The organism is Klebsiella sp. PCX, assembly GCF_021869705.1.
Lineage (GTDB): Bacteria > Pseudomonadota > Gammaproteobacteria > Enterobacterales > Enterobacteriaceae > Klebsiella > Klebsiella quasipneumoniae.
The window spans coordinates 1,382,076-1,407,860 of the sequence record NZ_CP091527.1; the positions used below are offsets into that span (position 1 = coordinate 1,382,076).

A 25,785-nucleotide genomic window follows, 5' to 3' on the forward strand; every position below is an offset into this window, starting at 1 on the left:
ATCGGGCACGGCGGCAATACCTTGCCCGGCCTGCCGTTAATTTATTCACTCTCCTGGCTGGAATGGCCGCCCCCAAACGCGCCCGCTATTTCCTCTCCACCGTTATCATGGTCACGAACGGATGATATTGCCACGGCACGCTGCCGCCTTTGCGGTACATCTTCGACAGGGTGCCGTCGAGATAAAGCATCTGCCGCACCCCAAGCTTTGACTGCGCATAGCAGGCAAAATCATAGAAGTTGGTCTCGCGATCGCTGAGCATAAACACCACCCGGCCTTGCTTATCGATGCCAACCCCGTTGCGCAGTTTGCGCGAGCTGGCGGAGGGCTTCAGCCGCCAGTTGATGACGCCATTCTCAATCAGCATCGGGCCGGACTGCACCGCATAGCGGATGGCGGGAGAGCGTTTGTACGCCGGCAGCGGCACGATTTTTGCCCGGCCGTTCTCCACCAGGAATACGCCGCCGGGGCGGATAAAGAAGTTCCCGCCGCCGGCGGAGCGGTTTACCGGCGTCAGGCGTTTGCCGTCTTCGATATACAGCCCCAGCGGCGCGTAGGCCTTATCGTAAATGCCGCCGTTCATCGCCATCTGCACCCGGCCATCGCCATCGATACCCGCCAGCAGCGAACGCAGGGAACCCCAGGCTTTACCGTGCCGATCCAGCCAGTACATTGCAATGCGCTCTTTCTGCGCATCCACCCGATAGCTCTGCAGGGTTAGCGTCGGGTCGGTGAGGGTACAGGCGGCGCTGGCGACGGCGGCCAGGGGCAGCAGCGCCAGGGGGAGCAGGCAGCGTAATAACATGGGCAATCCTTTCTATGGTCTGCGCCGAGTATACCCGCCTCGCTGTCTTATGCCGCCCAAATCTCACAGTGTTTTTGCACCAGCCCGGAAAGCGAACCGCCGTTGGCGATAAACTCGCGCATCTGCTGCGCCTCGCTGTGCGGCGATTTCGCCTGGCGAACCACCGCCTCCAGCGCCGCCGTCGCCTTCAGCTGATGGGCGAAAGGAGCCAGCCGGTCGGCGAGCTGCAGGATCTCCTGGCGGATGCTGCGCTGCTCCCCGCTGCGCACGTCGGTAAGGGTCCCGTCCAGCCCGTAGCGGCAGGCCTGATAGCGGTTAAAAGGGTACAGCAGATAATCATCAGGCTGGTGCTTAAAGGGGCGCTCCGTCAACAGCCAGCAGGCCAGGGTCTGTATAAAGCCGGCGATATGGATCGCCTGGGCGAGGGTCAGAGGAGTGTCCATCACCCGCACCTCGACGGTCCCAAACTGCGGGCTGGGGCGAATATCCCAGTGCAGATCCTTCATGCTGTCGATCATGCTGGTGTAGCTCAGCTGGCGGAACAGGCGACGAAACCCCTGCCAGTCGGCCACCCACGGCATCGGACCGTTGTCGGGATAAGAGGAGAAGCGGTTGAGGCGCGAACAGGCGAAGCGGCTGTCGGTGCTGTCGAACCACGGCGAGGCGGCGTTGAGGGCGATGAAGTGCGGCACAAAGCGCGACAAGCCGTGCAGCAGATAGATGGCGTCGTCGCCGCTCTGGCAGCCGACGTGCACATGCTGGCCAAAGACCGTCGCCTGTTGCGCCAGATAGCCAAAATGCTCGACGGTTTTGACATAGCGCGGATTGTCGCTGATCTGCTGACGCTGCCAGGCATGAAAGGGGTGGGAACCCCCGCCGCAGATCTGCAGATGATGATGCAGCGCCGCGCGCTGGACCGCCTGCTGGATGGCGCTGAGCTGGATTTGCGCATGGCTGATGTCGCGGCACACCCCGGTGGCGATCTCCAGCATGCTCTCGGTGATATCGTGCTTGGCTTCTCCCACGGTCAGCTCATGCTGGACGTCGGCAATCAGCGTCGAGGCATCCTGGCTGAGGTCGTAACCCGGCGGGTTCACCACCTGCAGCTCCAGTTCGATACCGAGGGTAAAAGGATCGGAGCGGTGAAAATCGGCTAAAGGCATAGTCTCTCCCGGTCGATGTGTTCCCTGAAGTATAGAAGGGATTGATCCCGAGGGAGAATACGCGGCGGCGGAGGACGGGGATGAATAAAAAAGTGACGCAGAGTGATTATTTGAAATTTGCCATATAGCGGCTGGTGCAATTCTGCAACATATTTCCCGCTGGCGGTGCGACGGAATAAGGTGCAATTATTTTCCCATAATTATCATGGTGATAATATAAGTCCTTCTTATTGTACCGGTCGGTTTTGGCCTATTATCGCCCGCGTAAGAGCTGGTACGCATTTTGCCTGTTAATACGTGACACTTTATTTAACAGGGATCATGTGATGCACAAAAAGACGTTATTTTCGCGTGCCGGTCGTCTCGCCGTGGCGGTGAGCGGCGCACTGGCCCTGGCGGGCGCCGCCTTACCTGCCAACGCCTCCACGCTGCGGATCGCCATGACCGCCGCGGATATTCCGTTAACCCTCGGCCAGCCGGATCAGGGCTATGAGGGCAACCGCTTTACCGGCATCCCGCTGTACGACGCGCTGGTGGAGTGGGATCTGTCGCAAGGTGAAAAGCCCAGCGGTCTGGTGCCGGGGCTGGCGACCGAGTGGCACATCGATCCGCAGAACACCAGCCGCTGGATTTTCACCTTGCGTCCGGGCGTCAGGTTCCATGATGGGACGGAGGTGAACGCCGACGCCATCGTCTGGAACGTGGATAAGGTGCTGAATAAAGCGGCGCCGCAGTACGCCCCGGGCCAGATCGGCAACACCCTGTCGCGCATGCCGACCCTCACCGGCGCGGAGAAAATTGACGACCACACCGTGGCGCTGACCACCTCGGAACCGGACGCGCTGCTGCCGTACAACATCACCAACCTGTTTATTGTCTCGCCCACGGCGTGGCAGAAGCAGTATGACGCGGTGCCGGCCAGCGCGGGGGATAGCGCCGCGCGCAGCAAACAGGCATGGACCGCCTTCGCCGCCCATGCGGTGGGCAGCGGCCCGTTCAAACTGGAGAAGCTGGTGCCGCGTCAGCAGCTGATCCTCGCGAAAAACCCCGACTACTGGAACAAAGATCGCATTCCCCGGGTGGATAAGGTGGTGCTGATCCCTTTGCCGGAGGCCAACGCCCGCACCGCGGCGCTGCTGTCGAAGCAGGTGGACTGGATTGAAGCCCCGGCGCCGGACGCCATCGATCAGATCAAGTCTCAGGGTTTTCACCTTTACGCCAACACCCAGCCGCACCTGTGGCCCTGGCAGTTCTCCTTTGAAAAAGGATCGCCGTGGCAGGACATTCGGGTGCGCAAAGCGGCCAACCTGTGTCTGAACCGCGCCGAGCTGAAGAGCTACCTCGGCGGCTACATGACCGAGGCCACCGGGGTCTACGAGGCCGACAGCCCGTGGCATGGTAAACCCACCTTCCAGATCAAATATGACCCGGACGCCGCCCGTCAGCTGATGACCGAGGCTGGATACAGCGCCGGCAAGCCGCTGCACGTCACGGTGGCCACCTCGGCCTCCGGCTCCGGGCAGATGCAGCCCTTGCCGATGAACGAGTATATCCAGCAGAGCCTGAAGAGCTGCTTCTTCAATGTGGATATTAAAGTGGTGGAATGGAACACCCTGTTCACCAACTGGCGCCTGGGCGCCCGGGATCCCTCGGCAAAAGGGATCGACGCGATCAACGTCAGCGCCGCGGTCAATGATCCCTATTTTGGCCTGATCCGCTTCTCGACCGCCAAAGCGTTTCCGCCGGTGGCGACCAACTGGGGCTACTTCGCCACCCCAGAGACGGAAAAACTCGCCGCCGCCGTCAAGCACGCCTTTACCCCGGAAGCGATGAATAAAGCCGCCGGCGATCTGCACGCCGCGCTGGTGGATCAGGTGCCGTTCCTGTTTGTCGCCCACGACGTCGGGCCGCGCGCGATTTCGCCCGCGGTGACCGGAGTGGTGCAACCGCAGAGCTGGTTTATCGACCTCAGCCTGGTGAGCAAAAAAGAGTAATCGCGAAAGGGGCAACCGATGATCAATACGCTGCTATACCGCATTCTGCTGGCTATCCCCACCATGCTTGGGGTGGCGGTGATCTGTTTCATGCTGGTGCAGATCGCGCCGGGCGACCCGCTGGTGTCGGTGATGCCGCCGGACGCCTCGGAGGCGCTGCGCCAGACGCTGATGCAGGCCTACGGCTTTGATAAGCCGCTGCCTCTGCAGTTTATCCACTGGCTGTGGCGGGCACTGCACGGCGACCTCGGTATGTCGGTCGCCACCGGCCGCCCGGTGATAGACGAGGTGATGACCGCAGTGGCTTACTCCCTGCGCCTGGCGCTGCTGGCGACGGCGATCGGCTTCGTCCTCGGCAGCCTGTTTGGTTTTGTCGCCGGCTATTTTCGCAACAGCGTCATTGACCGTCTGGCCTCGGTGTTGTCGGTGTTTGGCGTCAGCGTGCCGCATTACTGGCTGGGGATGCTGTTGGTGATCCTCTGCAGCGTCAAGTTCGCGCTGCTGCCGGCCACCGGCGGCGGGCCGATAGGCGAGGTGGGCTGGCAATGGGACTGGGCGCACCTGCAGTTCATGCTGCTGCCGGCCATCACGCTGTCGGTGATCCCGACCGGGATTATCGCCCGCACCGTGCGCTCGCAGGTAGCCGATATCCTCAGCCAGGAGTTTATCGTTGGCCTGCGCGCCCGCGGCCTTAACGAATCGCGCATCTTTGTCCACGTCATGAAAAATGCCGCGCCAACCGCGCTGGCGGTGATGGGGCTGCAGGTGGGCTATCTGATGGGCGGCTCGATCCTCGTGGAGACCGTCTTCTCCTGGCCGGGGACCGGGCTGCTGCTCAACACCGCCATCTTTCAGCGCGACTTGCCCCTGCTGCAGGGCACTATCTGGGTGCTGGCGCTGTTTTTCGTGTTGCTCAACCTGTTGGTGGATATTCTGCAGGCCACCCTCGACCCGCGCATTAAGAGGAGCTGACCATGGTGGATACGGCAACGACGAAAGCGGTCCCGGCCGCGCCGGCCAACGCTTCCCGGCAAGGTTACTGGCGCGGCGTGCTGCGCCGCTTACTGCGCGATCCCGGCGGCGTGGTGGTGGGGGTAGTGATCCTGCTGCTGCTGGCCCTGGCGCTGTTAGGGCCATGGCTTATCGTCAAAGACCCCTATCAAACGTCAATGTTCCTGCGCCTGAAGCCCATCGGCAGCGACGGCTTCCCGCTGGGCTCTGATGAGCTGGGGCGCGACATGCTGTCGCGACTGATTCTCGGCACCCGGCTGTCGCTGTTTATGGGGATTGTCCCGGTGGTGTTCGCCTTTTTTATCGGCGGCGCCATCGGGATCATCGCCGGCTACATGGGCGGCAAAATCAATACCGTGATTATGCGCACCGTGGATGTGTTCTATGCCTTTCCCTCGGTCCTGCTGGCGATTGCGCTGTCGGGGGCGCTGGGGGCGGGCATCGGTAATGCGCTGCTGTCGCTGACCCTGGTGTTTGTCCCGCAGGTGGCGCGGATTGCCGAGAGCGTGACCGCCCAGGTACGGCATATGGACTATATCGACGCCGCCCGGGCCACCGGCGCCAGCGCATTGACCATTATCCGCGTCCAGGTGCTGGGTAACGTGCTCGGGCCGATCTTCGTCTTCTCCACCGGGCTGATTTCGGTGTGCATGATCCTCGCCTCCGGCCTGTCGTTTCTCGGCCTCGGCGTGCGGCCGCCGGAGCCCGAGTGGGGGCTGATGCTCAATACCCTGCGCACGGCAATCTATACCCAGCCGTGGGTGGCCGCCCTGCCGGGCCTGATGATTTTTATCACCTCCATTTCGTTCAATATCCTCGCGGACCGCCTGCGTGCGGCAATGGCGATTAAGGAGTAAGCGATGCAACCCTTTATCAATATCGATCTCGGCGGGCCGGCGCAGCCGCTGCTGAAGGTCAATCACCTGCTGAAGTACTTCCGCGGCGGCAAAGGCCGGGAGGTGGTCCAGGCGGTGGACGATATCAGCTTCACGGTGATGAAAGGTGAAACCCTGGGGGTGGTCGGCGAGTCGGGCTGCGGCAAATCGACCACCGCCCGACTGCTGATGCAGCTGCTCACCCAGGACAGCGGCGAACTGATCTTCGACGGGCTGGAGGTTGGCTCGTCGCGTCTGCCCATGAAAGCCTACCGTCGCCAGGTGCAGATGGTTTTCCAGGATAGCTATGCCTCGCTCAATCCGCGCATGACCATGGAGGAGAGCATCGCCTTCGGCCAGCGCGTCCACGGCGTCAGCGCCAGAGAGGCCAGCGAATACGCCCGCTATCTGCTGGCGCACGTCGGCCTTGAACCGGCGCGCTTTGCCGACCGCTACCCGCATGCGCTCTCCGGCGGCCAGCGGCAGCGGGTGAATATCGCCCGCGCGCTGGCGATGAAGCCGCGGCTGGTCATTCTTGATGAGGCGGTGTCGGCGCTGGATAAATCGGTGGAAGCCCAGGTGCTGCAGCTGCTGCAGGAGCTAAAACGCACCCTCGAGCTGACCTATGTGTTTATCAGCCACGATCTGCACGTGGTTCGCTGGCTGTCGGATCGGATCCTCGTTATGTACCTTGGCGAAGTGGTAGAGATCGGCCCGGCGGAGCAGCTGTTTACCGCCTCCGCCCACCCCTATACCCGGGCGCTGTTAAGCTCGATGCCCTCCATGGACCCGGAACACCGCACCCTGACCTCGCCGCTGAGCGGCGATCCCCCCAGCCCCATCGCGCCGCCGAGCGGCTGTCGCTTTCACACCCGCTGCCCGCATGCGAAGGCGGTCTGCGCCGAAGTGAAACCGCGGCTGGAGGCGGTCGGGGAGGGGCACCAGAGCGCCTGCCTGATGGCGCAGCCGGCCTCGCTCTGGCATCAGAGCATCCCCCTTAAGGAGGTCAGCCATGTCGGATAACGCCTTTGTCCATGTGCGCGACCTGCGGGTCGTCTTTCGCCGCGACGGGCAGACCATCAACGCGGTCAACGGGGTCTCCTTTGACGTACAAAAGGGGGAGGTGATGGCGCTGATTGGCGAGTCGGGTTCCGGCAAGAGCGTGACCCTGCGGGCGCTGATGCGCCTGCACCCGCCGGGGAGCAGTGAGCTCTCCGGCACCCTGCGGGTGGGTGACGACGCGGTGCTGACGATGAGCGCCAGCCAGCTGCGGCGCTACCGCGGCGGGCGCTGCGCGATGATTTTTCAGGAGCCGCTACTGGCCTTCGACCCGGTCTACACCGTTGGGCAGCAGATTATTGAAGGGCTGCGTCGCCACGAAGGGCTGTCGCGCCAGGCGGCCCGGGACAGGGCACTGGAGGCCCTGCGCCAGGTGCGCATTCCCAGCCCCGAGCGGCGGCTGGACGCTTACCCGCACGAGATGTCCGGCGGGATGCGCCAGCGGGCGATGATCGCCCTCGCGCTCTCCTGTAACCCGCAGCTGCTGCTGGCGGATGAGCCGACCACCGCCCTCGACGCCACGGTGCAAATCCAGATCCTGATCCTGCTGCGCGAGCAGCAAAAGCAGCGCGGGCTGTCGATCGTGTTTGTGACCCACGACATCGGCGCCGCGGTGGAGATCGCCGACCGGGTGGCGGTGATGTACGCCGGGCGGATCGTCGAGGAGGCTTCTATGAGTGAGATCCTGCGCCACCCACGCCATCCTTATACCCGGGTGCTGCTGGGCAGCCGGCCGAAAGAGGGGCTTAAGAAAGGCGATGCCCTGCACTGCATTCCCGGCGCGCCGCCGGATCTGGCGCGCTTGCCGCCCGGCTGCGCCTTTGCCGAGCGCTGCCCGCACCGTCGCCCGGTCTGCGAGCAGAGCCTGCCGCCGACGGAATCCGTCGCGGAGCGCCACGCGGTGAGTTGCCACCGCTGGCGCGAGCTGGCGATTGACGCCAACGCGCAGGCCCTGGCCGTCTGACCGGCGGCAACACACCACGATGAAGACCAGGCGCTGATGCCTTTTTTCCCACCGCCGGTTGCGCTGGCGGGGACCTTGATGTCAGGAGACCACCATGAGCTGTGATGTACTTTTTACCCCCGCCACCGACACCACCGGCTGGCGCATCAATGGCGACCGCCTGTGGGCGTCGTTAATGGATCTCGCGCAGATCGGCGCCACGCCGAAGGGCGGCTGCCGCCGTCTGACCCTCACCGACCTCGACCGTCAGGGGCGGGACCGGGTGATTGGCTGGGCGCGGGAGGCCGGGATGAGTATCACCATCGATAAAATCGGCAATGTGTTTATGCGCCGGGAAGGGCGCAACCCCAGCCTGCCGCCCATCGTCTCTGGCAGCCATATCGACACCCAGCCCACCGGCGGCAAATTTGACGGCAACTACGGCGTGCTGGCGGCGCTGGAGGTGGTGCGCACGCTCAACGATCTGCAGATTGCCACCGAGGCGCCGATTGAGGTGGTGTTCTGGACCAACGAAGAGGGGTCGCGCTTTGTGCCGGTGATGATGGGCTCCGGGGTCTTTGCCGGGGTCTTCCCGCTGGAGGAGACCTGGGCCGTCACGGATAAAGAGGGCGTCAGCGTCGGCGAGGCGCTGGCGCAGATCGGCTATATCGGCGAGCAGACCCCGGGAGAGCATCCCGTCGGCGCCTATTTTGAGGCGCACATTGAGCAGGGGCCGATTCTCGAAGATGAAGCGAAAACCATCGGTATCGTGCAGGGCGTGCTGGGGATCCGCTGGTACGACTGCGTGGTGACCGGTCAGGCGTCGCATGCCGGGCCCACGCCGATGCGCCTGCGTCAGGATGCCCTGCAGGTGGCGACCCGCATTATGCAGGAGGTGGTAGCGATTGCCGGACGCAGCGAAGAGGGACGCGGCACCGTCGGCAGCGTGCAGGTGTGGCCCAACAGCCGCAACGTGGTGCCCGGAGAGGTCACCTTCTCCATTGATATGCGCAATCTCAGCGATGCGCTGGTGGATGAAATGGATCGCCAGCTGCGGGCGTTTATCGCGGAGGTTGAGCGGGAAAGCGGTCTGCAGGTGGCCCTGAAGCAGGTGAGCCACTATCCGGCGGCGCCCTTCGATGGCGAATGCCAGCAGGCCATTGCCGATGCCGCGCAGCGGCTGGGCTACCCGGCGCGGCCGATCGTCTCCGGCGCCGGGCATGACGCAGTGTATATGAGCTACCTGGCGCCGACCGGGATGATTTTTATCCCCTGCAAGGATGGGATCAGCCATAACGAAATGGAGTATGCCTCGCCGGAGCACGTCGCCGCCGGCGCCAACGTGCTGCTGCAGGTGATGCTCCAGTACGCGCGGCCGCTGTAGGCGGTCGCCCTCCCCGGCGGGGCGACCTGTTTCCAGCCGTTTGTCATGCGGTAGCCCGGGTCAGCGGTTACGCCGCCGAAACCCGGGACGGCGGATGTAGGGGCGGTCAATCACTGCTCCTGCTCTCTGCGCTAACCCGCCGGCGGCCACATTTGCGCGAGCCCATCACGCACAGCACCACGCCGAGGGTAACCGCCAGCATCAAGGGGCTGACGGTTTCGTGCAACAGCGCCGCCGACAGGCCAAGCCCGAAGAACGGCTGCAATAGCTGGAGCTGGCCGACGGCGGCGATCCCGCCCGCGGCCAGCCCTTTGTACCAGAAGATAAAACCGATCAGCATACTGAAGAGCGACACATAGCCGAGCGCGGCCCAGGATAAGGCCGATATGGCATGCCAGGACGCAGGCTGAACCATCAGCGAGGCGGGGAGCATCAACGGCAGGGCAATCACCAGCGCCCAGCAGATCACCTGCCTGCCGCCGAGCTCCCGCGTCAGCTTCGCCCCTTCCGCATAGCCGAGGCCGCAGGCGATAACTGCCGCCAGCATCAGCAGATCGCCGCTGAGCGACGTCGCCGCACTTTGCGTCAGGGCGAATCCCATCACCAGCAGACTGCCCAGCAGCGAAAAGATCCAGAAAGCGCGCTGCGGACGCTCGCCGCCGCGCAGCACGCCAAAAATAGCGGTCATCAGCGGCAGCAGACCAATAAACACAATCGAATGCGCCGAGGTGATGCGCTGCAGGGCCAGCGCCGTGAGCAGGGGAAAGCCGATCACCACCCCTGATGAGATGATGATCAGGGGGACAAGCTGCACCAGGCGCGGGCGTTTCTGGCGAAAGCCGACCAGCAGGGCGACGGCAAGCAGCCCGGCGATGGAGGCGCGCAGAAAGGTCAATAACAACGGATCCATATCCTGCACCGCCAGCCGCGTCGCGGGCAGGGAACCGCTAAAAATAATCACCCCCAGTAAACCATGAAACCATCCGGACCAGGGACCGGGCGCCGATTTATCCAATATTGAATCTACCACGTTAACCTCGCGTTATCTGATTGGGCTGCGCCCGCTTGAGCATCGTCAGTGGCGATGGTAATGTGGCCAATCTGATACAATCAAATTATTGTCATAGATACATTTCACGATGAAAGCTCGATACAAAGCCGTTGTCGACCGATACGCGCAGGCGATCCGCAGCGGGCAGCTGCCCGCCGGCAGCCGTCTGCCAACTCACCGTACCCTTGCCGCCGATGAACGCCTCTCGCTGGCCACCGCCACCCGCGTCTACCGTGAACTGGAAGAGATGGGGCTGGTTAGCGGCGAAACCGGCCGCGGCACCTTCGTGCGCGACCTCGCGCTGCCGCCGGGGCATGGGGTCGATCAGCAGGTGGTGGCCGCTGACGTCGTGGATCTTAACTTCAACTACCCTTCGCTGCCGGCGCAGGGCGATGCGCTGCGCGAGGCGCTCAGGCAGCTGGCGATGGCGGGCGATATTGATTCGCATCTGCGCTATCAGCCTCACGCCGGGCGGCTCGCCGAGCGGGACATTATCGCCCGCCATTTGACCTGCCGACACTTTGCGCCGGCCGCGGAAAATGTCCTGATCGTTAACGGCGCACAGCACGGGCTGGCGGTGACCGTTATGGGGCTGTTACGTCCGGGCGATGTGGTGGCGGTTGATGCTCTGACCTATTCGGGCTTCAAGGTTCTGGCGGCGCTCTATCATCTGGAGCTGGCGGCCATCCCCTGTGGGGCCGAGGGGCCGGACCTGCAGGCGCTTCATGCGCTGTGCCAGCAGCGGCGAGTGCGGGCGGTGTATACCATGCCGACGCTGCACAATCCGCTGGGCTGGGTGCTCAACGCCGGGCAGCGGCAGGCGCTGGCCGACCTCGCGCGCCAGCACGATCTGCTGATTATTGAAGATGCGGCTTACGCCCGGCTGGTGAGCCGCCCGCCGCCGCCGGTGGTCAGCTATGCGCCGGAAAGAACGGTGTATGTCACCGGATTTTCGAAAAATATCGCCACCGGGCTGCGCGTGGGGGTGGTGATTTCTCCGCCGCGCTATCGGCCGGAGATTGAGCGCGCCATCCGGGCCACGACGTGGAATACGCCGACGCTGATAAGTTCGCTGATTTGCGCCTGGATTGAAGATGGCACGGTGGCCCGCTTTGAAACACAGAAACGCCAGGATGCGCGACAGCGGCAGCAGGTGGCCCGCGAGGTGCTTTGTGGGCTTCCCGTTGTCAGTCATCCCGATTCGTACTTCGTCTGGCTGCCTCTGGGGGAAGAGAGCCGGGCCGATCGGCTGGCGAACGCGCTGATGGAACGGCGTATTTCGGTGTCGACCGCCGAGCCGTTCTGCGTCTCCGCCACGATTCCACAGGCGCTGCGCGTTGCGCTCGGATCGGTGCCTTTCGACAGTCTGCGCCCGGCGCTGCTCAGCGTGCGCGATGCCGTTGAGTACGAACAATTTCGCTAACCCATCTGCTCCAGCTGGCCGCGCAGGACCTCCACCCCCTGGGCGATGGCGTCGGGGTTAATGGCGTGGAAACCCATGCGAAAGTAGTTATCCGGCGGCGCGGCGCTGAGAAAATGGCGCGCCCCGGGCTCAATCAGCACGCCGGCGTGGGCGGCGCGCCAGGTGAGCTGCTGGGTGTTGATCTGCGCCGGTGTCTGCAGCCAGAAGGCGTTAGCGTGTTCGCTCCCCGCCAGCGCGCGGCACGACGGCAGATAGCGCTGCAGGGCGGCGTGCAGGCGCTCCCAGCGCTGGGCGGAGTCGTAGTGGTAGCGCCGCAGATGGGTTTCATAATGGCCCTGGGCGAGGAAATGGGCCATCTGGTACTGAATGTTGGTCGGCGGATGGCGATAGACCAACCGGCGCAGGGCGCGCGCCTCGTCGATCAGGTCCGGGTCGGCGACCATAAATCCCAGCCGCAGCCCCGGCGACAGCGCCTTTGACAGGCTGCTGACATACACCACCCGGCCGCTGCGGTCGCTGGCCTTCAGCGCCGGCAGCGGGTTGAGGGTAAAGTTACTTTCCGAGTCATAATCATCTTCAATGATCACCGCGTCATGGCGGGCGGCATGATCCAGCAGCTGGCGGCGGCGCGCGCTGCTCATTGCCACCCCGGTGGGCACCTGGTGGCCGGGGGTGACATAGTAGTAATCGCAGGGACGTTCGTTAAGCACGATCCCCTCTTCATCCACCGGGTGCGGCACCACCTCGGCGTCGGCGAGCAGAAAGGTGTTGATGGCTTCGCGAAAGCAGGGGTTTTCGACGCCAATGCGGGTGGTGGAGGAGAGCAGCAGCCGGGTCAGCAGGTAGAGGGCGTTTTGCGAGCCCAGGGTAATGAGAATTTCGTCCGGGGCGGCGACAATGCCGCGCTTGGGCAGCACCCGGGTGCGGATCTGCTCGATGAGCATCGGCACATCCTGGTCAATATGGTCGATGACCCACGCCGGGTCGCGCACCCCGCCGTGCAGCCAGTTCGCCGCCGAGCGCCAGGTGGCCAGCGGGAACTGCCGGGTATCGGGCTGGCCGTAGATAAACGGGTAGCGGTAGTGCATCCAGCCCGCCGGTTTGAGGATCGACTCCTGCTGGCTGGGGGTCATCTGCAGCCGGTCGCCCCAGCGTGGTGCAGCCGCTTCGCGCTGCGGTGCACTCTCGACCGCGGGCGGCGAAGCATCGTGATAGTCGGGGTGCAGGTAGTAACCACTTCGCGGGCGGCTAATCAGGTAGCCCTCGTTGACCAGGCTTTCGAACACCAGGGCGGTGGTGTTGCGCGAGACGCGCAGCTGGCTGGCCAGCTGGCGGCAGGAGGGGAGCGGGGTGTCGGCGGCGAAGATCCCGCTGAGAATGGCATTCACCAGCGTCTCTCGCACCTGTTCCTGCAAACCGCGGCCAGGCTCAAAATCAACGTGTAACAGGTGACGGATCATACGGGGCTCCTCTGGCAATAACGCATCGCGACCACCCGCTAAGCTCAGCAAATTCCATACCACCCTTCCGCCATCTGACACAGCGATGCGGCCCATCTGGCTCTATACGGAATTGCAAAACGCTCCCACATTAAAAACGCATTCAGCCGCCGTGGACCGGAACCTCCCGGCCTCTATTTTGCATAAACCTTTTCGCGTTCTGGAATGAACCCGTCTGGCCAATCCATCAGGGGTGAAATAATGAAAAAATCATTGGCATCAATATGTCTGAGCGCTGTATTAACGGTTGCTTTTTCTTATCACGCCGTCGCGGCCGATCTGCCGGAAATAGAAAAATCCGGCACCCTGAAAGTGGCGACGGAAGATGATTATGCGCCGTTTAACTTTATGAATAATGGCCAGGCCGATGGCTTTAACAAAGATATGCTTGAGGAGTTACGTAAATACGCCAAATTTCATGTCGACCAGAGCATATTACCGTGGACCGGATTATTAGCGGCTGTCTCCACCGGACAATACGATATGGCCTTAACCGGGGCGGTTATTACCGATGAGCGGCTGAAGGTTTTTGATTTCACCCCACCATGGGCCTCCGCGCAGCACTATTTCGTCAAACGCGCTGGCGATACCTCGCTAAATACCATTGCCGATCTCAGCGGCAAAAAAGTGGGCGTGCAGGCAGGCAGCGCGCTGCTGGCGCGTTTGCCGGAGCTGAAGGCGATGCTGGAGAAGACCGGCGGCAAGCTGGGACCGGTGGTGGAGTACCCCTCCTATCCGGAAGCCTACGCCGACCTGGCGAATAAGCGGCTGGATTACGTGATTAACGTGGTTATCTCGGTAAACGACCTGGCGAAAGCCAAACCGAAGGTCTTCGCCAAAGGGCTGGCCGTCTCCGGACCGGGCTATATGGCGTGGCCGATCCCGAAAAACTCGCCGCAGCTGCTGGCCTATATGACCAAGTTTATGAACCACATGAAGGAGACCGGCAAGCTCGCCGAGCTGCAGAAAAAATGGTTCGGCGAAACCTATGACAACCTGCCCACCGAGGCGATCACCAGCCCGGAACAATTTCATAAGCTTGCCGGTCTGTAATATTTCGCGGCGGGCGACCGCCGCCTGTTGCTGAGAAGGAGGGCCTCATGGATGCAATTTCCTGGCAGTTATTAATCGAAGGCGCATGGACGACCCTCTGGATTTCGGCCATCGCTATCGCCTTCGGGGTGGTGGCGGGGCTGCTGATCGCCCTGGTGCGGATGCTGCGTCTGCCGGTTATCGACCAGCTGCTGGTGGTCTATATCAGCCTGGCCCGCGCGACGCCGCTGGTGACGCTGGTGCTGTTTCTGTTTCTTTCGCTGCCCACGATGGGCATTAACCTCGACAAGAACGTGGCTGCCATCGTGGCGCTGACGCTTAACACGTCGGCGTTTAACGCTGAGATCTGGCGCAACGCCTTCCGCACCTTTCCGCGCGAACAGCGGGAGGCGGCAGAGTCGGTGGGGATGCGCCGCTGGACCTACTTCCGCTACATCATGCTGCCGCAGATGTGGATCGAAAGCCTGCCGGCGCTGGTCAATGAGATGTCGTTTTTGATCAAAGGTAGCCCGGCGATCGCCGTGATTGGCGTGGTGGATCTTACCCGGGTGACCAACCGTATCTCCTCGGTCACCTACGAGCCGCTGTCGCCGATCCTTGCCGCCGGCCTGCTGTATGTGGCGATCATCGGCTGTTTATTGAAACTGCAGGGGATCGCGGAACGGAAAGCCAGGCGCCTGGCGCGCTAGCAACGGGAGGTATTATGAATCAGTGGGGCGTTATCTGGTCGGTACGCGATAGCTTTATTGCCGGGTTATTCGCGACCCTCGAACTGTTTATTACCGCCGCCCTGGCGGCCCTTATTATCGGTATTGCGCTGTGCTATTTGAGTGAATATCAAAAGAAAGTCCTTAACCGGGTTATCATTGGCTTTGTCAGCCTGATGCGCGCGATCCCTTTTTTGATCCTCGCCTATCTGCTGTATTACGGACTGCCGCAGCTCGGTATTAGCATGGAGCCGTGGACCGCCGGTTTATTGGCCCTGATTATTTATCATGGCGCCTACTTCTTTGAAATATTGCGCAGCCAGCGGCGGGTATTTTCCGGCGGGTATATTGAAGCGGCGATTGCTCAGGGCTTTTCTCGCTATGCCATTTTTCGGTGGATTATTTTACCCAATATCGTCTCTTCCGCCTTACCGCTGATCGGCAATCAGCTGATTATCTGCCTGAAGGACACCGCTTTCCTGAGCATTATTACCGTTCAGGAGATCACCGCCGCCGCCAACAGCGTCCAGGCGACCTACTTTATTCCGTTTAACGCCTTTATCGTCGCCATTGGGCTCTACTGGGCGATCAGCATTCTGCTGGAGCTGCTGATTAAGCGCCTGACCGCCTGGGGAGCCAAACGAGGAATGAGCCATGCCTGAGTCTATTGCCGTAAGCGTCAAAAACGTCTCCAAGCAGTTCGATAATGTGGAAGTCCTGCGGGATATTAACCTGACGGTGGAGAAGGGGACCGTGGTGAGTATTCTCGGCTCGTCCGGGTCGGGAAAATCCACCCTGCTGCGCTGTATGAACTGGCTGGAACAGCCGGACCGCGGTGAAATTCATATCGGCGGTCAGCGGCTGGGGATTGATGAACAGCGCGGCCGGGCGATGTCGCACCGCCAGCTGGCCAAAATCCGCGAGCGGGTGGGGATGGTGTTTCAGAGTTTTAACCTGTGGCCGCATCTGACCGTGCAGCAGAACGTCAGTGAGGCGCTGCTGCGCGTTAAGGGCATGAAGCGGGACGAGGCGAAGGCCATGGCTATGCGGCAGCTGGAGAAAGTCGGCATGGCGCACAAAGCCGATGTCTACCCGATCACCCTCTCCGGCGGGCAGAAGCAGCGGGTGGCGATCGCCCGTTCGCTGGCGATGTCGCCAGAAGTCATCCTATTCGATGAACCGACCTCGGCGCTGGATCCGGAGCTGGTGAACGAGGTGTTAGGAGTGATGAAAGCCCTTGCCGCCGAGGGCTACACCATGGTGGTGGTGACCCACGAGATGGATTTTGCCCGCCAGGTGTCCAATGAGGTGGTGTTTCTGGAGAAGGGGCTGCTGATTGAGAAGGCGCCGCCGGAGAAGTTCTTCACCCAACCTGACTCCGAACGCGTCAGGCAGTTTCTGCAAAGCAGCCGCTAGACCGGCCTGTCCCCCCTGCCGGCAGCGCCGGCAGGGGAAGCGTCGGGCTTCGCTTAATCCCGATCGATGGCGAACGGCTGCCACGCCTGACGCACCGGCATCACCTCTACCCGGTTAATGTTCATATGCGCCGGCAGCGTGGCGATATAAAACATCTGCTCGGCGATATCGCGCGCGCTCAGCGGCGTGGTGCCGCGATAGAGCTTATCCGATGCCGCCTGGTCGCCCTTAGTGCGCACCAGGGTAAATTCGGTCTCGGCAATCCCCGGCGCCAGATCGGTGACTCGCACGCCGGTGCCAAGCAGATCGCAGCGCAGGTTATAGCTGAACTGTTTCACGAAGGCCTTGCTGGCGCCATAGACATGGCTGCCGGGATAGGGCCACTGTCCGGCGATCGAGCCGATATTGATAATGCTCGCTCCGGCGCCATGGCGAATCAGCGTCGGCAGCAGGGCGTGGGTGACCGTCACCAGACCGGTGACATTGGTGTCGATCATCGTTTTCCAGTCCTCCAGCGCCACCTCCTGCGCCGGCAGCGGCGACAGCGCCAGCCCGGCGTTGTTGATCAGGGTGGTGACATCGGCGAAATCGGCGGGCAGCGACGCCACGGCGGCAGCCACTGCCTCGCTGTCACGAACGTCAAGCTCAATAATATGCACCGGCACCTTAGCGGCGAGGCTGTCCTGTAAGGCCTTCAGTCGCGGATAGCGGCGCCCGCTCAACACCAGCGACCAGCCCGCGTCGGCAAACACCTGCGCTGCCGCTTCGCCAAAACCCGAGGTCGCCCCGGTGATAAACACTACGTTGCTCGTTGCCATCTCATTCTCCTGTGCGGTTGTCTCTTCACTATAAAAACGCCGGACGGCAAGGCACAGGGCCAGACGACGGGCGGGGATGTGACACCGTGTCACATCGTTTTGCGCGCACTGGCTCTATCCGATTTGCGCGGCCGCGGCCAATGATGAAGCCAACCACTACGACATGAGAGAGGGCAGGGTATGAAGCTGGCAATTCACAACGAGGTCGCGGTAAGCAATGACGAAGTTCGGCAATTGGATCGCGCCTATGTGTTTCATTCATGGTCGATGCAGGGCAATCTCAACCCGCTGGTCATCGCCGGGGCGCAAGGCTGCGAGCTGTGGGATTATGAGGGGAATACCTGGCTCGACTTCAGCAGCCAGCTGGTGAACGTCAACATTGGCTATCAACATCCCCGGGTGCTGGCGGCCATGAAGGCGCAGCTGGAGACCCTGGTCACCATCGCGCCCGCCACCGCCAACCTTGCCCGCGGCGAAGCGGCGAAGCGCATCGTCGACCTGGCGCCGGCGGGCTTCAGCAAGGTGTTCTTCACCAACGCCGGGGCGGATGCCAATGAGAACGCGATTCGCATGGCGCGGCTCTATACCGGGCGCGACAAGGTGCTCTCGGCCTATCGTTCCTACCATGGCAACACCGGCAGCGCGATCGCCGCCACCGGCGACTGGCGCCGGGTGCCGAATGAGTTCTCCCGCGGCCATGTACACTTCTTCAACCCCTACCTTTACCGCAGCGAGTTCAACGCCGCGACCGAGGAAGAGGAGTGCCAGCGCGCGCTGGCGCATCTGCGGCGGATCATTGAATGCGAGGGGCCGACGTCCATCGCAGCGATCCTGCTGGAGTCCATCCCCGGCACCGCCGGGATCCTCGTGCCGCCGGCAGGCTATATGCAGGGCGTGCGCGCTCTGGCCGACGAGTTTGGCATCGTGCTGATCCTCGATGAGGTGATGGCCGGCTTTGGCCGCACCGGCAGCTGGTTCGCCTTCGAACAGGATGGCGTGGTGCCGGATCTGGTGACCTTTGCCAAGGGGGTTAACGCCGGCTACGTGCCGGCGGGCGGGGTGCTGATTAGCGAGCCGATTGCCCGCTACTTTGACGACCACTTCTTTGCAGGGGGGCTGACCTACTCCGGCCATCCGCTGGCGATGGCGGCGATTGTCGCCACCATCGACGCGATGAAAGAGGAGAAGGTGGTTGAGAACGCGGCCTATATCGGCAATGAGGTGCTGCGACCCGGCCTCGAGGCGCTGGCGGAGAAGCACGCCATTATCGGCGAGGTGCGCGGTCGCGGCCTGTTCCAGGCGCTGGAGCTGGTAAGCAGCCGTAAACAAAAAACGCCGTTGACCGCCGCCGACATGGCCGCGATCAAAGGGGCCTTAACCGAGGCCGGGCTGCTGGTCTTTGTGGTGGAGAACCGCATTCACGTGGTGCCGCCGTGCACCATTACTGCTGAGCAGGTGGCGCAGGGGCTGGCGATTTTTGATGCGGTATTCGCCCGCTTTGCCAGCCTGGCGAAGTAGGGGAGGGGGCCGGATACTGTTGCCCGGCGTCGCTGCGTTTGCACGGGCCTACGGGGTATGAGCCTGTGTGTGGATCCCGTAGGCCGGGTAAGGCGCAGCCGCCACCCGGCGAAATAACGTCACAACTGAATATTTCCCTGTTCGCGCTGCGTCTGGCAGGGCTACAGCTTCTGTGTTAATTCCGGGCAGATTGCGCTCCCAATATTTCTTCTGCGTTATGTCATTCATGGCGCAGGGAGCGCACAGGGGGCGGCCAGTCGCCGCCGCCCCCTGTACCCCCGGGCTCCGGCCAGCAAAATCGCCGCTGCGCGGTACCTTCGACTTTTCCCTGCAGGCTTCGGGTCGGGCCGAGGCAGCGTCCCTGCAAAACACGGCCCTCAGCCCGCATCCATGCGGGCTGCCCCGGCCTTCCGGGAACGTCTCAGCGATTTTGAGGCCGCCAGCACCGGCAGTTTCAGCAAGGCTGGTGAATAAATTAACGGCAGGTCGCACGAATCCCAGGTCGGGTAAGCGAAGCGCCACCCGACAAAGCAACGGCGCATCGGGCTAAGGCGCCGGGCAGCGGGGACAGGGTGCGCTCTGTTGCCCTCACCCCGGCCCTCTCCCACAGGGAGAGGGGGAAAACCGAGCCTCACTCCGGCCCTTCATACATAGGGATAGGGGGAAAACTGGCAGTTTCAGTCGCCGCAAGTGGGTAAATTAACGGCAGGTCGCACGAATCCCAGGTCGGGTAAGCGAAGCGCCACCCGACAAAACAACGGCGCATCCGCTGCCTTCACCTCATTCGGTGTTCCCCGTTGACCAGCGCGTCGCGATCGAAAAAGCGCTGGATCACGCCCTCCGCCATAAACGCCGCCCGATCGGACATATGGGCGATGACGTCGGCATCATGGCTGACCAGCAGATAGGTCATGCCGTGCTCCTGTTTCAGGCGGTTTAGCAGATTGAGGATTTCCGCCTGTACCGACATATCCAGTGCCGAGGTCGGCTCATCCAGCAGCAGGATCTGCGGGCGCAGCAGCAGGGCGCGGGCAATGGCCACGCGCTGCCGTTGACCGCCGGAGAGCTGATGCGGATAGCGGCGCGCGGCGTCGGCGGCCAGACCCACTTGCTCAAGGGCGGTGGTCACCCGCGGGGCAACGTCGCGGATGCCGTGGATCTGCAGCGGCTCCGCCAGGGTGCGCCACAGGGTATGGTTGGGATGCAGCGAAGCATACGGATCCTGAAATACCATCTGCACGTTGCGCCGCAGCTCGCCCTGAAAGCGGGCGCCCGGCGTAATGGCCTGGCCGAGCAGATCCACGCTGCCGCGCCATTCGCGCTGTAATCCGGCGAGCACGCGCAAAATCGTCGATTTACCGCAGCCCGAGGCGCCGATCAGGCTGAAGGTTTCCCCGGCGTCGACACGGAAACTGGCGGCGGAGACCGCCGTCTTCGCGCCGAATGTTACCTGTAAATCCTGAAGATTAACGATCGCCATGGGCCGTCTCCGTAAAGTCCTGAGTTCTGTCGAGGGTCGGCAGCATCTGGCCGTAAGTATGCGCATTCGGCCGGCAGGTCCACAGGGTGCGGGTATAAGGGTGCGTCGCCGTCGGTAGCGCTCGCGCTGGCATCTCGTCGACCTGTCTCCCCTGGTACATCACCAGCACGCGATCGCAATGCGCGGCCACTAACGGCAGATCGTGGCTGATCAGTAACATGGCCATCTGCCGCTGCGCGCACTGCTCCACCAGCAGCTCGAGGATCTGGTTGCGCAGGCGGGCGTCAAGGGCCGAGGTCGGCTCGTCGGCTATCAGCACCTTCGGGTTATTGAGCAGCGCGAGGGCGATCATTACCCGCTGCCCCATCCCGCCGGAGAGTTCGCCGGGATAGCGGCTGAGGACCGGGAGATCCAGACCGACGGCGGCGATAGCGTCTTTGACCGCCTCGGCGCGCCCGCGGCGGCTGAGACGCTGATGCAGGGTTAACGCCTCTTCCAGCTGCGTCTGAATGGATTGCACCGGATTCAGCGCATAGCGCGGGTCCTGCAGCACCATAGCGATATCGTTGCCGCGCAGCTCGCGCCAGCCGCGGGCGCTAAGGGTCAGCACATCACGCCCCAGCACCTCCAGCCGTTCGGCGCTCACTATCCCGGGCTTGCGCACCAGGCCCATCAGCGCCCGGGCGGTCATTGATTTGCCGGAGCCGGATTCGCCCACCAGCGCCAGCCGCTCGTTGCCGAGGGTGAAGCTGACGTTGTCCACCACCCGGGCGGTGGGGTAGTCGACAGCGAGTCCCTGCACGGTCAGTCGGATGTCAGTCATGTTGCGGCTCCAGAATATCGCGCAGGCCATCGCCCAGCAGGTTAAACGCCAGGCTGGCGAGCAGGATTGCCGCGCCGGGGATGGCAGCGATCCACCACTGGTCGAAAATCACCTGCATCCCGTCGGCAATCATCGCTCCCCACTCCGCCATCGGCGGGCGGGCGCCAAGGCCGAGAAAGCCGAGCCCGGCGGCGGCGAGAATAATACCCGCCAGATCGAGCGCCAGCCGGACAATCGCCGACGGCAGACATAGCGGCAGAATATGGCCGACCAGCAGCCGCCAGCCGCGGATGCCCAGCATCTCCGCCGCGGCGAGATAGTCGCTATGACGCAGGCGCTGAATTTCGCTGCGCGCCTGACGGGCGTAGGCCGGCCAGGTAGTCAGGGCTAACGCCAGCGCGCCGTTGACCAGCCCCGGGCCGAGCATCGCCACGAACGCGAAGGCGAGGATCAACCGCGGCATCGACATCACCACGTCGGTAAACCGCATCAGTATTCGCTCCAGCCACCCGCCATAGTAGCCGGAGAGGATACCCACCAGCAGCCCGACGGGCAGGGTAATGGCGGTTACCAGCGCCACCAGACCCAGCGCCGGACGTGCGCCGTAGAGCAGGCGCGACAGCAGGTCACGGCCGTAGCTGTCGGTGCCGAGCCAGTGCCCCGCGCCAGGTCCCTGCAGACGGGCGGCGGCATCCTGCCAGTTGGGATCGTGCGGCGCCAGCCACGGGGCGAATAGCGCGGTCAGCACCAGCAGGATCACCAGGGCCAGGCCGCTGAAGGCGGCGGGTGATCGGCGCAGACGGCGTAAAAACAGATAAGTCGGCATCAGCGCACCCTCGGGTCGGTTAACCGCACCAGCAGGTCGGTCAGGTTATTGATCAGCACAAAGCTCACGCCAATCAGCAGCGTGCCGCCCATGATCGCCGTGGTATCCCCCGCGAATAGCGCCGTAGTGAGGTAGCGGCCGATCCCCGGCCACGAGAAGACGGTTTCGGTGAGCACCGCCCCTTCGAGCATCGAGGTCCAGGCGAGGGCGGTCACCGTCAGCAGAGTGCCGCGGATATTGGGCAGGACGTGGCGCAGCAGAATTGTCATCTCACCAGCCCCTTTGGCCCGCGCCAGCAGAATGTACTCTTTGTTCATCTCGCTCAGGCAGGCGGAGCGGGTCAGGCGGGTGATGCTGGCCAGCGAGTAATAGGCCAGCACCAGCACCGGCAGCAGCAGATGGCCGATGGCATTTTTAAACGCCGCCATATCGCCGGAGAGCCAGGTGTCGATCAGCGCAAAACCGCTGCGCGGCTCGACGGTGTACTGATAAATATCGTCGAGGCGACCTGGGCCCGGCGCCCACTGTAGCCGGGCGTAAAACAGGGCCAGCATCAGCAGGCCGAGCCAGAAAATGGGCACCGAGTTGCCCAACAGGGTAAAGGTGCGCACCGCCAAATCCCACGGCGAACCGGCGTAACGGGCGCACAGCACCCCGGCGACGATGCCCAGTACCGCGCCGACGATCAGCGCCAGGGTCGCCAGCTCAAGGGTTGCCGGAAAGACCGCCAGCAGGTCGTGAAGCACCGGCTGGCCGGTGGCGCTGGCGATGCCAAGATCGCCATGGGACAGGTTGACCAGGTAGTGCCAGAACTGGACCGGCAGCGGTTGGTCGAGACCCAACTGATGGCGAACCTGGTCGTAAGTCGACTGACTGGCATGGTCGCCGACGATCTGCAGCACGCGGTCGACCGGCGACAGCGCGGAGAGCGCGAAGGTGACCAGCAGCAGCCCGAACAGCGTCAGCAGCAGGGTAAACAGCCCCTGCAGCAGGCGGGTAAAATGAGTGGAAAACGATGGCATGGAAAATGGAAATTCCTGGTATATCAACATGGTTCCCGGCGGCGCGACGCCCACCGGACCCGGGTGGTGAAACGGTCATCCGGGCAGGGCGAGGCCGCCATGCCCGGTGACATAACCCGCTTACTTGGTGACGTTATCGTACCAGACCATATCGGCGTTCAGCCCCTGCTGATAGCCCTTCACGTTGTCGCGCACCACGATCTGGGTTTTCCCCTGGTCAATAAAGACGTATGGCGAATGCTGCAGCAGGGTTTCCTGCATCGTTTTGTACAGGTCGAGGCGTTTCGCCGGGTCCGGCTCCGCCACCGCGGCGAGGGTGGCTTTATTCAGCTCAGGGATCTGCCAGCCGTTGAGCCCGGCCACGGTGCTGGATTTACCATCGTTCCATGCAAAGGCGCTGGCGTTGGAATGGGCATCAAAGTAGTCCGGGATCCACAGGCGGATCGCCGCCTGATGCTGCTTCGCGCGCACCCGGGCATAGACCTGGCTGCCGGCGGCGGGTAGCAGATCCACCTTCACCCCGCCCTGGGCAAAGCTGGCCTGCAGCGACTGGGCGATGGTGATAAACGGCGGTTTGTTCTCCACGTCGAGGGTGAAGTGGGCATCCTTAATGCCCGCTTTATCGAGGATAGCCTTAGCTTTTTGCGGGTTGAAGGTGAATGGATTGGTCTCCAGCGCCCCCGGCAGGCCGGCCGGCAGGAAGCTTTGATGAATAAAGTACTGTCCTTTCAGCAGATTTTTGGTGATGCCTTCATAATCGACCAGCCAGCGCGCCGCCTCCCAGAAGGCCGGATTATTCAGCAGGGGGTTGGCGGTGTTGGCGGTATTAAACACCAGGTAGTTTTGCTCGGCGGACGGGATGCTCAGCACCTTCACGCCGGGTTTATCCTGCAGGGCGGCTATCTGGTCAGCGCCGAGGTCGCGGGCCACGTCGGCATCCCCCTGCTGGATCAGCAGGCGGCGGGAAGCCGGGTCGGGGACGTTTTTAATAATAATGCTTTTGATCTTTGGCGCGCCGGTGGGGGAGCTGGCGTTGGCCTCCAGCACGATGGCCTGATGCGGCTGGTAGATGCGCATTTTATAGGCCCCGCTGCCCGCCGAGTGCATCTTCAGCCAGTCGTTGCCGAAGTCGTTATTTTTCGCGTTCGGCGCCACCTGTTTTTCATCAACGATGGAGGCGATGGGGGTGGAGAGAATATTCAGCGCCACCGCCGGGCTGACGTCGGCGGTCCAGTGCAGCGTCAGGGTATGATCGTCAACTTTTTTCAGCTGGCTGGCGATGTTGTCCGGCTGCCAGCCGAGCACGTTGAGAATAAACGCTGGCGATTTATTCAGCGTCACCGCGCGGGTGTATGAGAAAATCACATCTTCCGGGCGAAGCGGATTACCGGAGGCGAATTTGGCATCCGGCTTCAGTTTAATGGTCAGGGTTTTCGCCGCCGGATCGGCCTGCCAGCTTTCGGCGAGAATCGGTACGATTTTTTCAGGGTTGTTGCGGTCCGGCTGCACCAGACGCTGGTAGAGGCTGGGGACCGTCTGAATGCTGGAGAGTTCGTTCGCTTCCGCCGGGTCGAGGCTGACGATATCGTCGAGACCCTGGGCGACCACCAGCGTGTTGGGCGGCGTGGCGGCATGCGCGGCGGTGGAGAGCGCCGTCAGTACCAGTAAAGGCAACAGTTTTTTGGTCATGTGCAATCCCTGAAAAATGGTTATTTTAATTTTTTATGCCTCGCTACGTTAGGCCGCTTGCGAAAAGGCGTAAAGTCAAAATAAGGATATCCTTATGCTAAAAACGCATAATCAAGAACGACAGGTTATTGCCGGTCGCGCAGAAGCGCCTTTCTCCGCTGCGGGCTTCTTGCTATAACGCATTGTCTATTGCGAGGAGGTGGGTGTGCCGGAAATCAATGAGTTTGGCCAGCAGGTGAACGACCTTGTCCCAGGCTGGCAGGGGGCGCGAGTCCTGCGACGGACGGCGTTAAATGGCCGTTTTTGTCGACTGGAGCCGCTGGACGTTGACCGTCATGCGGCGGATCTGTTTGCCGCCTATGCGCTCGGTGACAACAGCGACTGGACGTGGCTGGCGTCTACGCGGCCGGAGAGCGTGGCGGCGACCGCCCACTGGATCGCGGGCAAGGTGAATGATGATGCCCTGGTGCCGTATGCGGTGATTGACCTCCATAGCGAGCAGGCGGTGGGCATCGTCAGCTATATGGCGATCGAACGGGAAATGGGCACGGTTGAGATCGGCCATGTCACCTGGTCGCGACGGATGAAAAACACCCCGCTGGGTACCGAAGCGGTCTGGCTGCTGCTGAAGAACGGCTTTGACCATGGCTATCGTCGGCTGGAGTGGAAATGCGATTCGATGAATGTCGCCTCGCGCCGCGCCGCCGAACGGCTGGGCTTTAGCTGGGAAGGACGTCTGCGGCAGAGGCTGGTGCGTAAAGGGCGGACGCGCGACAGCGATATGCTGTCCATCATCGACGGCGAGTGGCCTGCGCGCGATGCGGCGCTGCGGGCGTGGCTGGCGGCGGAAAACTTTACTGCCGACGGGCTGCAGATCAAACGCCTGGAGGCGTTTCGCTAACTCTGCAAAGTGAATGGGCAGAGCGCATCACGCCAGCCCTGCCCATACAAAGGCTATTTCTCGATCATCTGAATAATTTGATCCCGGTTAATGGCATGTTCATTTCCCGCGATATCCTCATAGGTGATTAACCCAGTATCGTCATCGACCTCCGGTTTTCCGTGGGTGATAATCATCTCACCATTTTTTTTCTCTAATACATAATCGCTGGAACACCCCGCAACGGTGAACGTTAATAATGCCAAACCGAATACTGCAACGAACTTTTTCATTGTGCTACCTGTTGTAAGAAAGCCACGGTGGGCCGCAGAATATGACAGACTAA

The 25,785-nt window shown here is 62.4% G+C and carries 24 protein-coding genes; 13 read left to right on the plus strand and 11 right to left on the minus strand.

The features are described from left to right. Nucleotides 1-85 precede the first annotated feature (85 nt). Nucleotides 86-805 carry a phosphodiester glycosidase family protein gene (locus tag GQR96_RS06430; RefSeq protein ID WP_004202500.1) on the minus strand — a complete coding sequence of 240 codons (720 nt, stop codon included), beginning with the start codon at nt 803-805 and terminating at the stop codon, nt 86-88. A gap of 47 nt (nt 806-852) precedes the next feature. Further along, nucleotides 853-1,968: a YbdK family carboxylate-amine ligase gene (locus GQR96_RS06435; protein ID WP_004202501.1), complete on the minus strand. Its 1,116-nt coding sequence runs from the start codon at nt 1,966-1,968 to the stop codon at nt 853-855. Between the two features lie 326 nt (nt 1,969-2,294). On the opposite strand from GQR96_RS06435, the gene GQR96_RS06440 reads away from it, so the two are divergent. The 6 genes from GQR96_RS06440 to GQR96_RS06465 all read left to right on the plus strand — a co-directional run bounded on the left by GQR96_RS06440 (nt 2,295) and on the right by GQR96_RS06465 (nt 9,234). After that, nucleotides 2,295-3,962: an ABC transporter substrate-binding protein gene (locus GQR96_RS06440; RefSeq protein ID WP_048323285.1), complete on the plus strand. Its 1,668-nt coding sequence runs from the start codon at nt 2,295-2,297 to the stop codon at nt 3,960-3,962. A gap of 18 nt (nt 3,963-3,980) precedes the next feature. Next, complete coding sequence (locus GQR96_RS06445; protein ID WP_017899019.1) at nt 3,981-4,934, plus strand: ABC transporter permease; 954 nt, start codon at nt 3,981-3,983, stop codon at nt 4,932-4,934. Nucleotides 4,935-4,936: 2 nt separating this feature from the next. Then, a complete protein-coding gene (locus GQR96_RS06450) occupies nt 4,937-5,830 on the plus strand; it encodes an ABC transporter permease (RefSeq protein ID WP_032455678.1) in 894 nt (297 codons plus the stop codon). Between the two features lie 3 nt (nt 5,831-5,833). Continuing rightward, nucleotides 5,834-6,871, plus strand: a complete 1,038-nt coding sequence (locus tag GQR96_RS06455) for an ABC transporter ATP-binding protein (RefSeq protein WP_017899021.1) — start codon at nt 5,834-5,836, stop codon at nt 6,869-6,871. Beyond that, nucleotides 6,861-7,871 (plus strand): ABC transporter ATP-binding protein, encoded by a 1,011-nt coding sequence (locus GQR96_RS06460; protein WP_017899022.1) that lies wholly within the window; start codon nt 6,861-6,863, stop codon nt 7,869-7,871. The genes GQR96_RS06455 and GQR96_RS06460 overlap by 11 nt, the downstream gene beginning before the upstream one ends. A 94-nt stretch (nt 7,872-7,965) precedes the next feature. Further along, nucleotides 7,966-9,234 (plus strand): Zn-dependent hydrolase, encoded by a 1,269-nt coding sequence (locus GQR96_RS06465; protein ID WP_065903722.1) that lies wholly within the window; start codon nt 7,966-7,968, stop codon nt 9,232-9,234. Nucleotides 9,235-9,340: 106 nt separating this feature from the next. Here the strand turns inward: GQR96_RS06465 and GQR96_RS06470 are convergent, their stop codons facing one another. Continuing rightward, nucleotides 9,341-10,249 (minus strand): DMT family transporter, encoded by a 909-nt coding sequence (locus GQR96_RS06470; protein WP_065903724.1) that lies wholly within the window; start codon nt 10,247-10,249, stop codon nt 9,341-9,343. Between the two features lie 124 nt (nt 10,250-10,373). Here GQR96_RS06470 and GQR96_RS06475 point away from each other — a divergent pair, with 124 nt between their 5' ends. Continuing rightward, the gene (locus GQR96_RS06475) at nt 10,374-11,708 is read left to right on the plus strand and encodes an aminotransferase-like domain-containing protein (RefSeq protein WP_049116888.1); all 1,335 of its coding nucleotides are present in this window, start codon (nt 10,374-10,376) and stop codon (nt 11,706-11,708) included. Here the strand turns inward: GQR96_RS06475 and GQR96_RS06480 are convergent. After that, on the minus strand, nt 11,705-13,168 hold the full coding sequence (locus tag GQR96_RS06480) for a MocR-like pyridoxine biosynthesis transcription factor PdxR (protein ID WP_048323295.1): 1,464 nt from the start codon (nt 13,166-13,168) through the stop codon (nt 11,705-11,707). The genes GQR96_RS06475 and GQR96_RS06480 overlap by 4 nt on opposite strands. Before the next feature lie 240 nt (nt 13,169-13,408). On the opposite strand from GQR96_RS06480, the gene GQR96_RS06485 reads away from it, so the two are divergent. From GQR96_RS06485 to GQR96_RS06500, 4 genes are read left to right on the plus strand one after another with little or no spacing between them, the layout of a single operon-like run. Further along, complete coding sequence (locus GQR96_RS06485; protein ID WP_023319919.1) at nt 13,409-14,260, plus strand: transporter substrate-binding domain-containing protein; 852 nt, start codon at nt 13,409-13,411, stop codon at nt 14,258-14,260. A 47-nt stretch (nt 14,261-14,307) separates the two neighbouring features. Continuing rightward, complete coding sequence (locus GQR96_RS06490) at nt 14,308-14,949, plus strand: amino acid ABC transporter permease (RefSeq protein ID WP_002893187.1); 642 nt, start codon at nt 14,308-14,310, stop codon at nt 14,947-14,949. A gap of 14 nt (nt 14,950-14,963) precedes the next feature. Beyond that, nucleotides 14,964-15,629 (plus strand): amino acid ABC transporter permease, encoded by a 666-nt coding sequence (locus tag GQR96_RS06495; RefSeq protein ID WP_017899028.1) that lies wholly within the window; start codon nt 14,964-14,966, stop codon nt 15,627-15,629. Then, nucleotides 15,622-16,383, plus strand: a complete 762-nt coding sequence (locus GQR96_RS06500) for an amino acid ABC transporter ATP-binding protein (protein WP_004885633.1) — start codon at nt 15,622-15,624, stop codon at nt 16,381-16,383. Before GQR96_RS06495 ends, GQR96_RS06500 begins: the two co-directional genes overlap by 8 nt. A 53-nt stretch (nt 16,384-16,436) precedes the next feature. On the opposite strand, the gene GQR96_RS06505 is transcribed toward GQR96_RS06500, so the two are convergent. Next, nucleotides 16,437-17,201 (minus strand): SDR family NAD(P)-dependent oxidoreductase, encoded by a 765-nt coding sequence (locus GQR96_RS06505; RefSeq protein ID WP_004885636.1) that lies wholly within the window; start codon nt 17,199-17,201, stop codon nt 16,437-16,439. Nucleotides 17,202-17,381: 180 nt separating this feature from the next. On the opposite strand from GQR96_RS06505, the gene GQR96_RS06510 reads away from it, so the two are divergent. After that, nucleotides 17,382-18,719, plus strand: coding sequence for an aspartate aminotransferase family protein (locus GQR96_RS06510; protein ID WP_049116882.1), 1,338 nt, complete (start codon nt 17,382-17,384; stop codon nt 18,717-18,719). 775 nt (nt 18,720-19,494) lie between these two features. On the opposite strand, the gene GQR96_RS06515 is transcribed toward GQR96_RS06510, so the two are convergent. The 5 genes from GQR96_RS06515 to GQR96_RS06535 form a co-directional block, all read right to left on the minus strand. Then, nucleotides 19,495-20,199 carry an ABC transporter ATP-binding protein gene (locus GQR96_RS06515; protein ID WP_049004470.1) on the minus strand — a complete coding sequence of 235 codons (705 nt, stop codon included), beginning with the start codon at nt 20,197-20,199 and terminating at the stop codon, nt 19,495-19,497. Further along, on the minus strand, nt 20,186-21,022 hold the full coding sequence (locus GQR96_RS06520; RefSeq protein ID WP_023319923.1) for an ABC transporter ATP-binding protein: 837 nt from the start codon (nt 21,020-21,022) through the stop codon (nt 20,186-20,188). The genes GQR96_RS06515 and GQR96_RS06520 overlap by 14 nt, the downstream gene beginning before the upstream one ends. Next, nucleotides 21,015-21,848 carry an ABC transporter permease gene (locus tag GQR96_RS06525; protein ID WP_064188094.1) on the minus strand — a complete coding sequence of 278 codons (834 nt, stop codon included), beginning with the start codon at nt 21,846-21,848 and terminating at the stop codon, nt 21,015-21,017. The genes GQR96_RS06520 and GQR96_RS06525 overlap by 8 nt, the downstream gene beginning before the upstream one ends. Continuing rightward, a complete protein-coding gene (locus GQR96_RS06530) occupies nt 21,848-22,870 on the minus strand; it encodes an ABC transporter permease (RefSeq protein WP_064178052.1) in 1,023 nt (340 codons plus the stop codon). The genes GQR96_RS06525 and GQR96_RS06530 overlap by 1 nt, the downstream gene beginning before the upstream one ends. Nucleotides 22,871-22,990: 120 nt before the next feature. Beyond that, nucleotides 22,991-24,559 carry an ABC transporter substrate-binding protein gene (locus tag GQR96_RS06535; protein WP_053810668.1) on the minus strand — a complete coding sequence of 523 codons (1,569 nt, stop codon included), beginning with the start codon at nt 24,557-24,559 and terminating at the stop codon, nt 22,991-22,993. A 205-nt stretch (nt 24,560-24,764) separates the two neighbouring features. Between GQR96_RS06535 and GQR96_RS06540 the strand changes: the two genes are divergently transcribed. Continuing rightward, nucleotides 24,765-25,460: a GNAT family N-acetyltransferase gene (locus GQR96_RS06540; protein WP_053810667.1), complete on the plus strand. Its 696-nt coding sequence runs from the start codon at nt 24,765-24,767 to the stop codon at nt 25,458-25,460. 53 nt (nt 25,461-25,513) lie between these two features. Here the strand turns inward: GQR96_RS06540 and GQR96_RS06545 are convergent, their stop codons facing one another. After that, nucleotides 25,514-25,732: a YgdI/YgdR family lipoprotein gene (locus GQR96_RS06545; protein ID WP_004885657.1), complete on the minus strand. Its 219-nt coding sequence runs from the start codon at nt 25,730-25,732 to the stop codon at nt 25,514-25,516. Between the last annotated feature and the right edge of the window lie 53 nt (nt 25,733-25,785).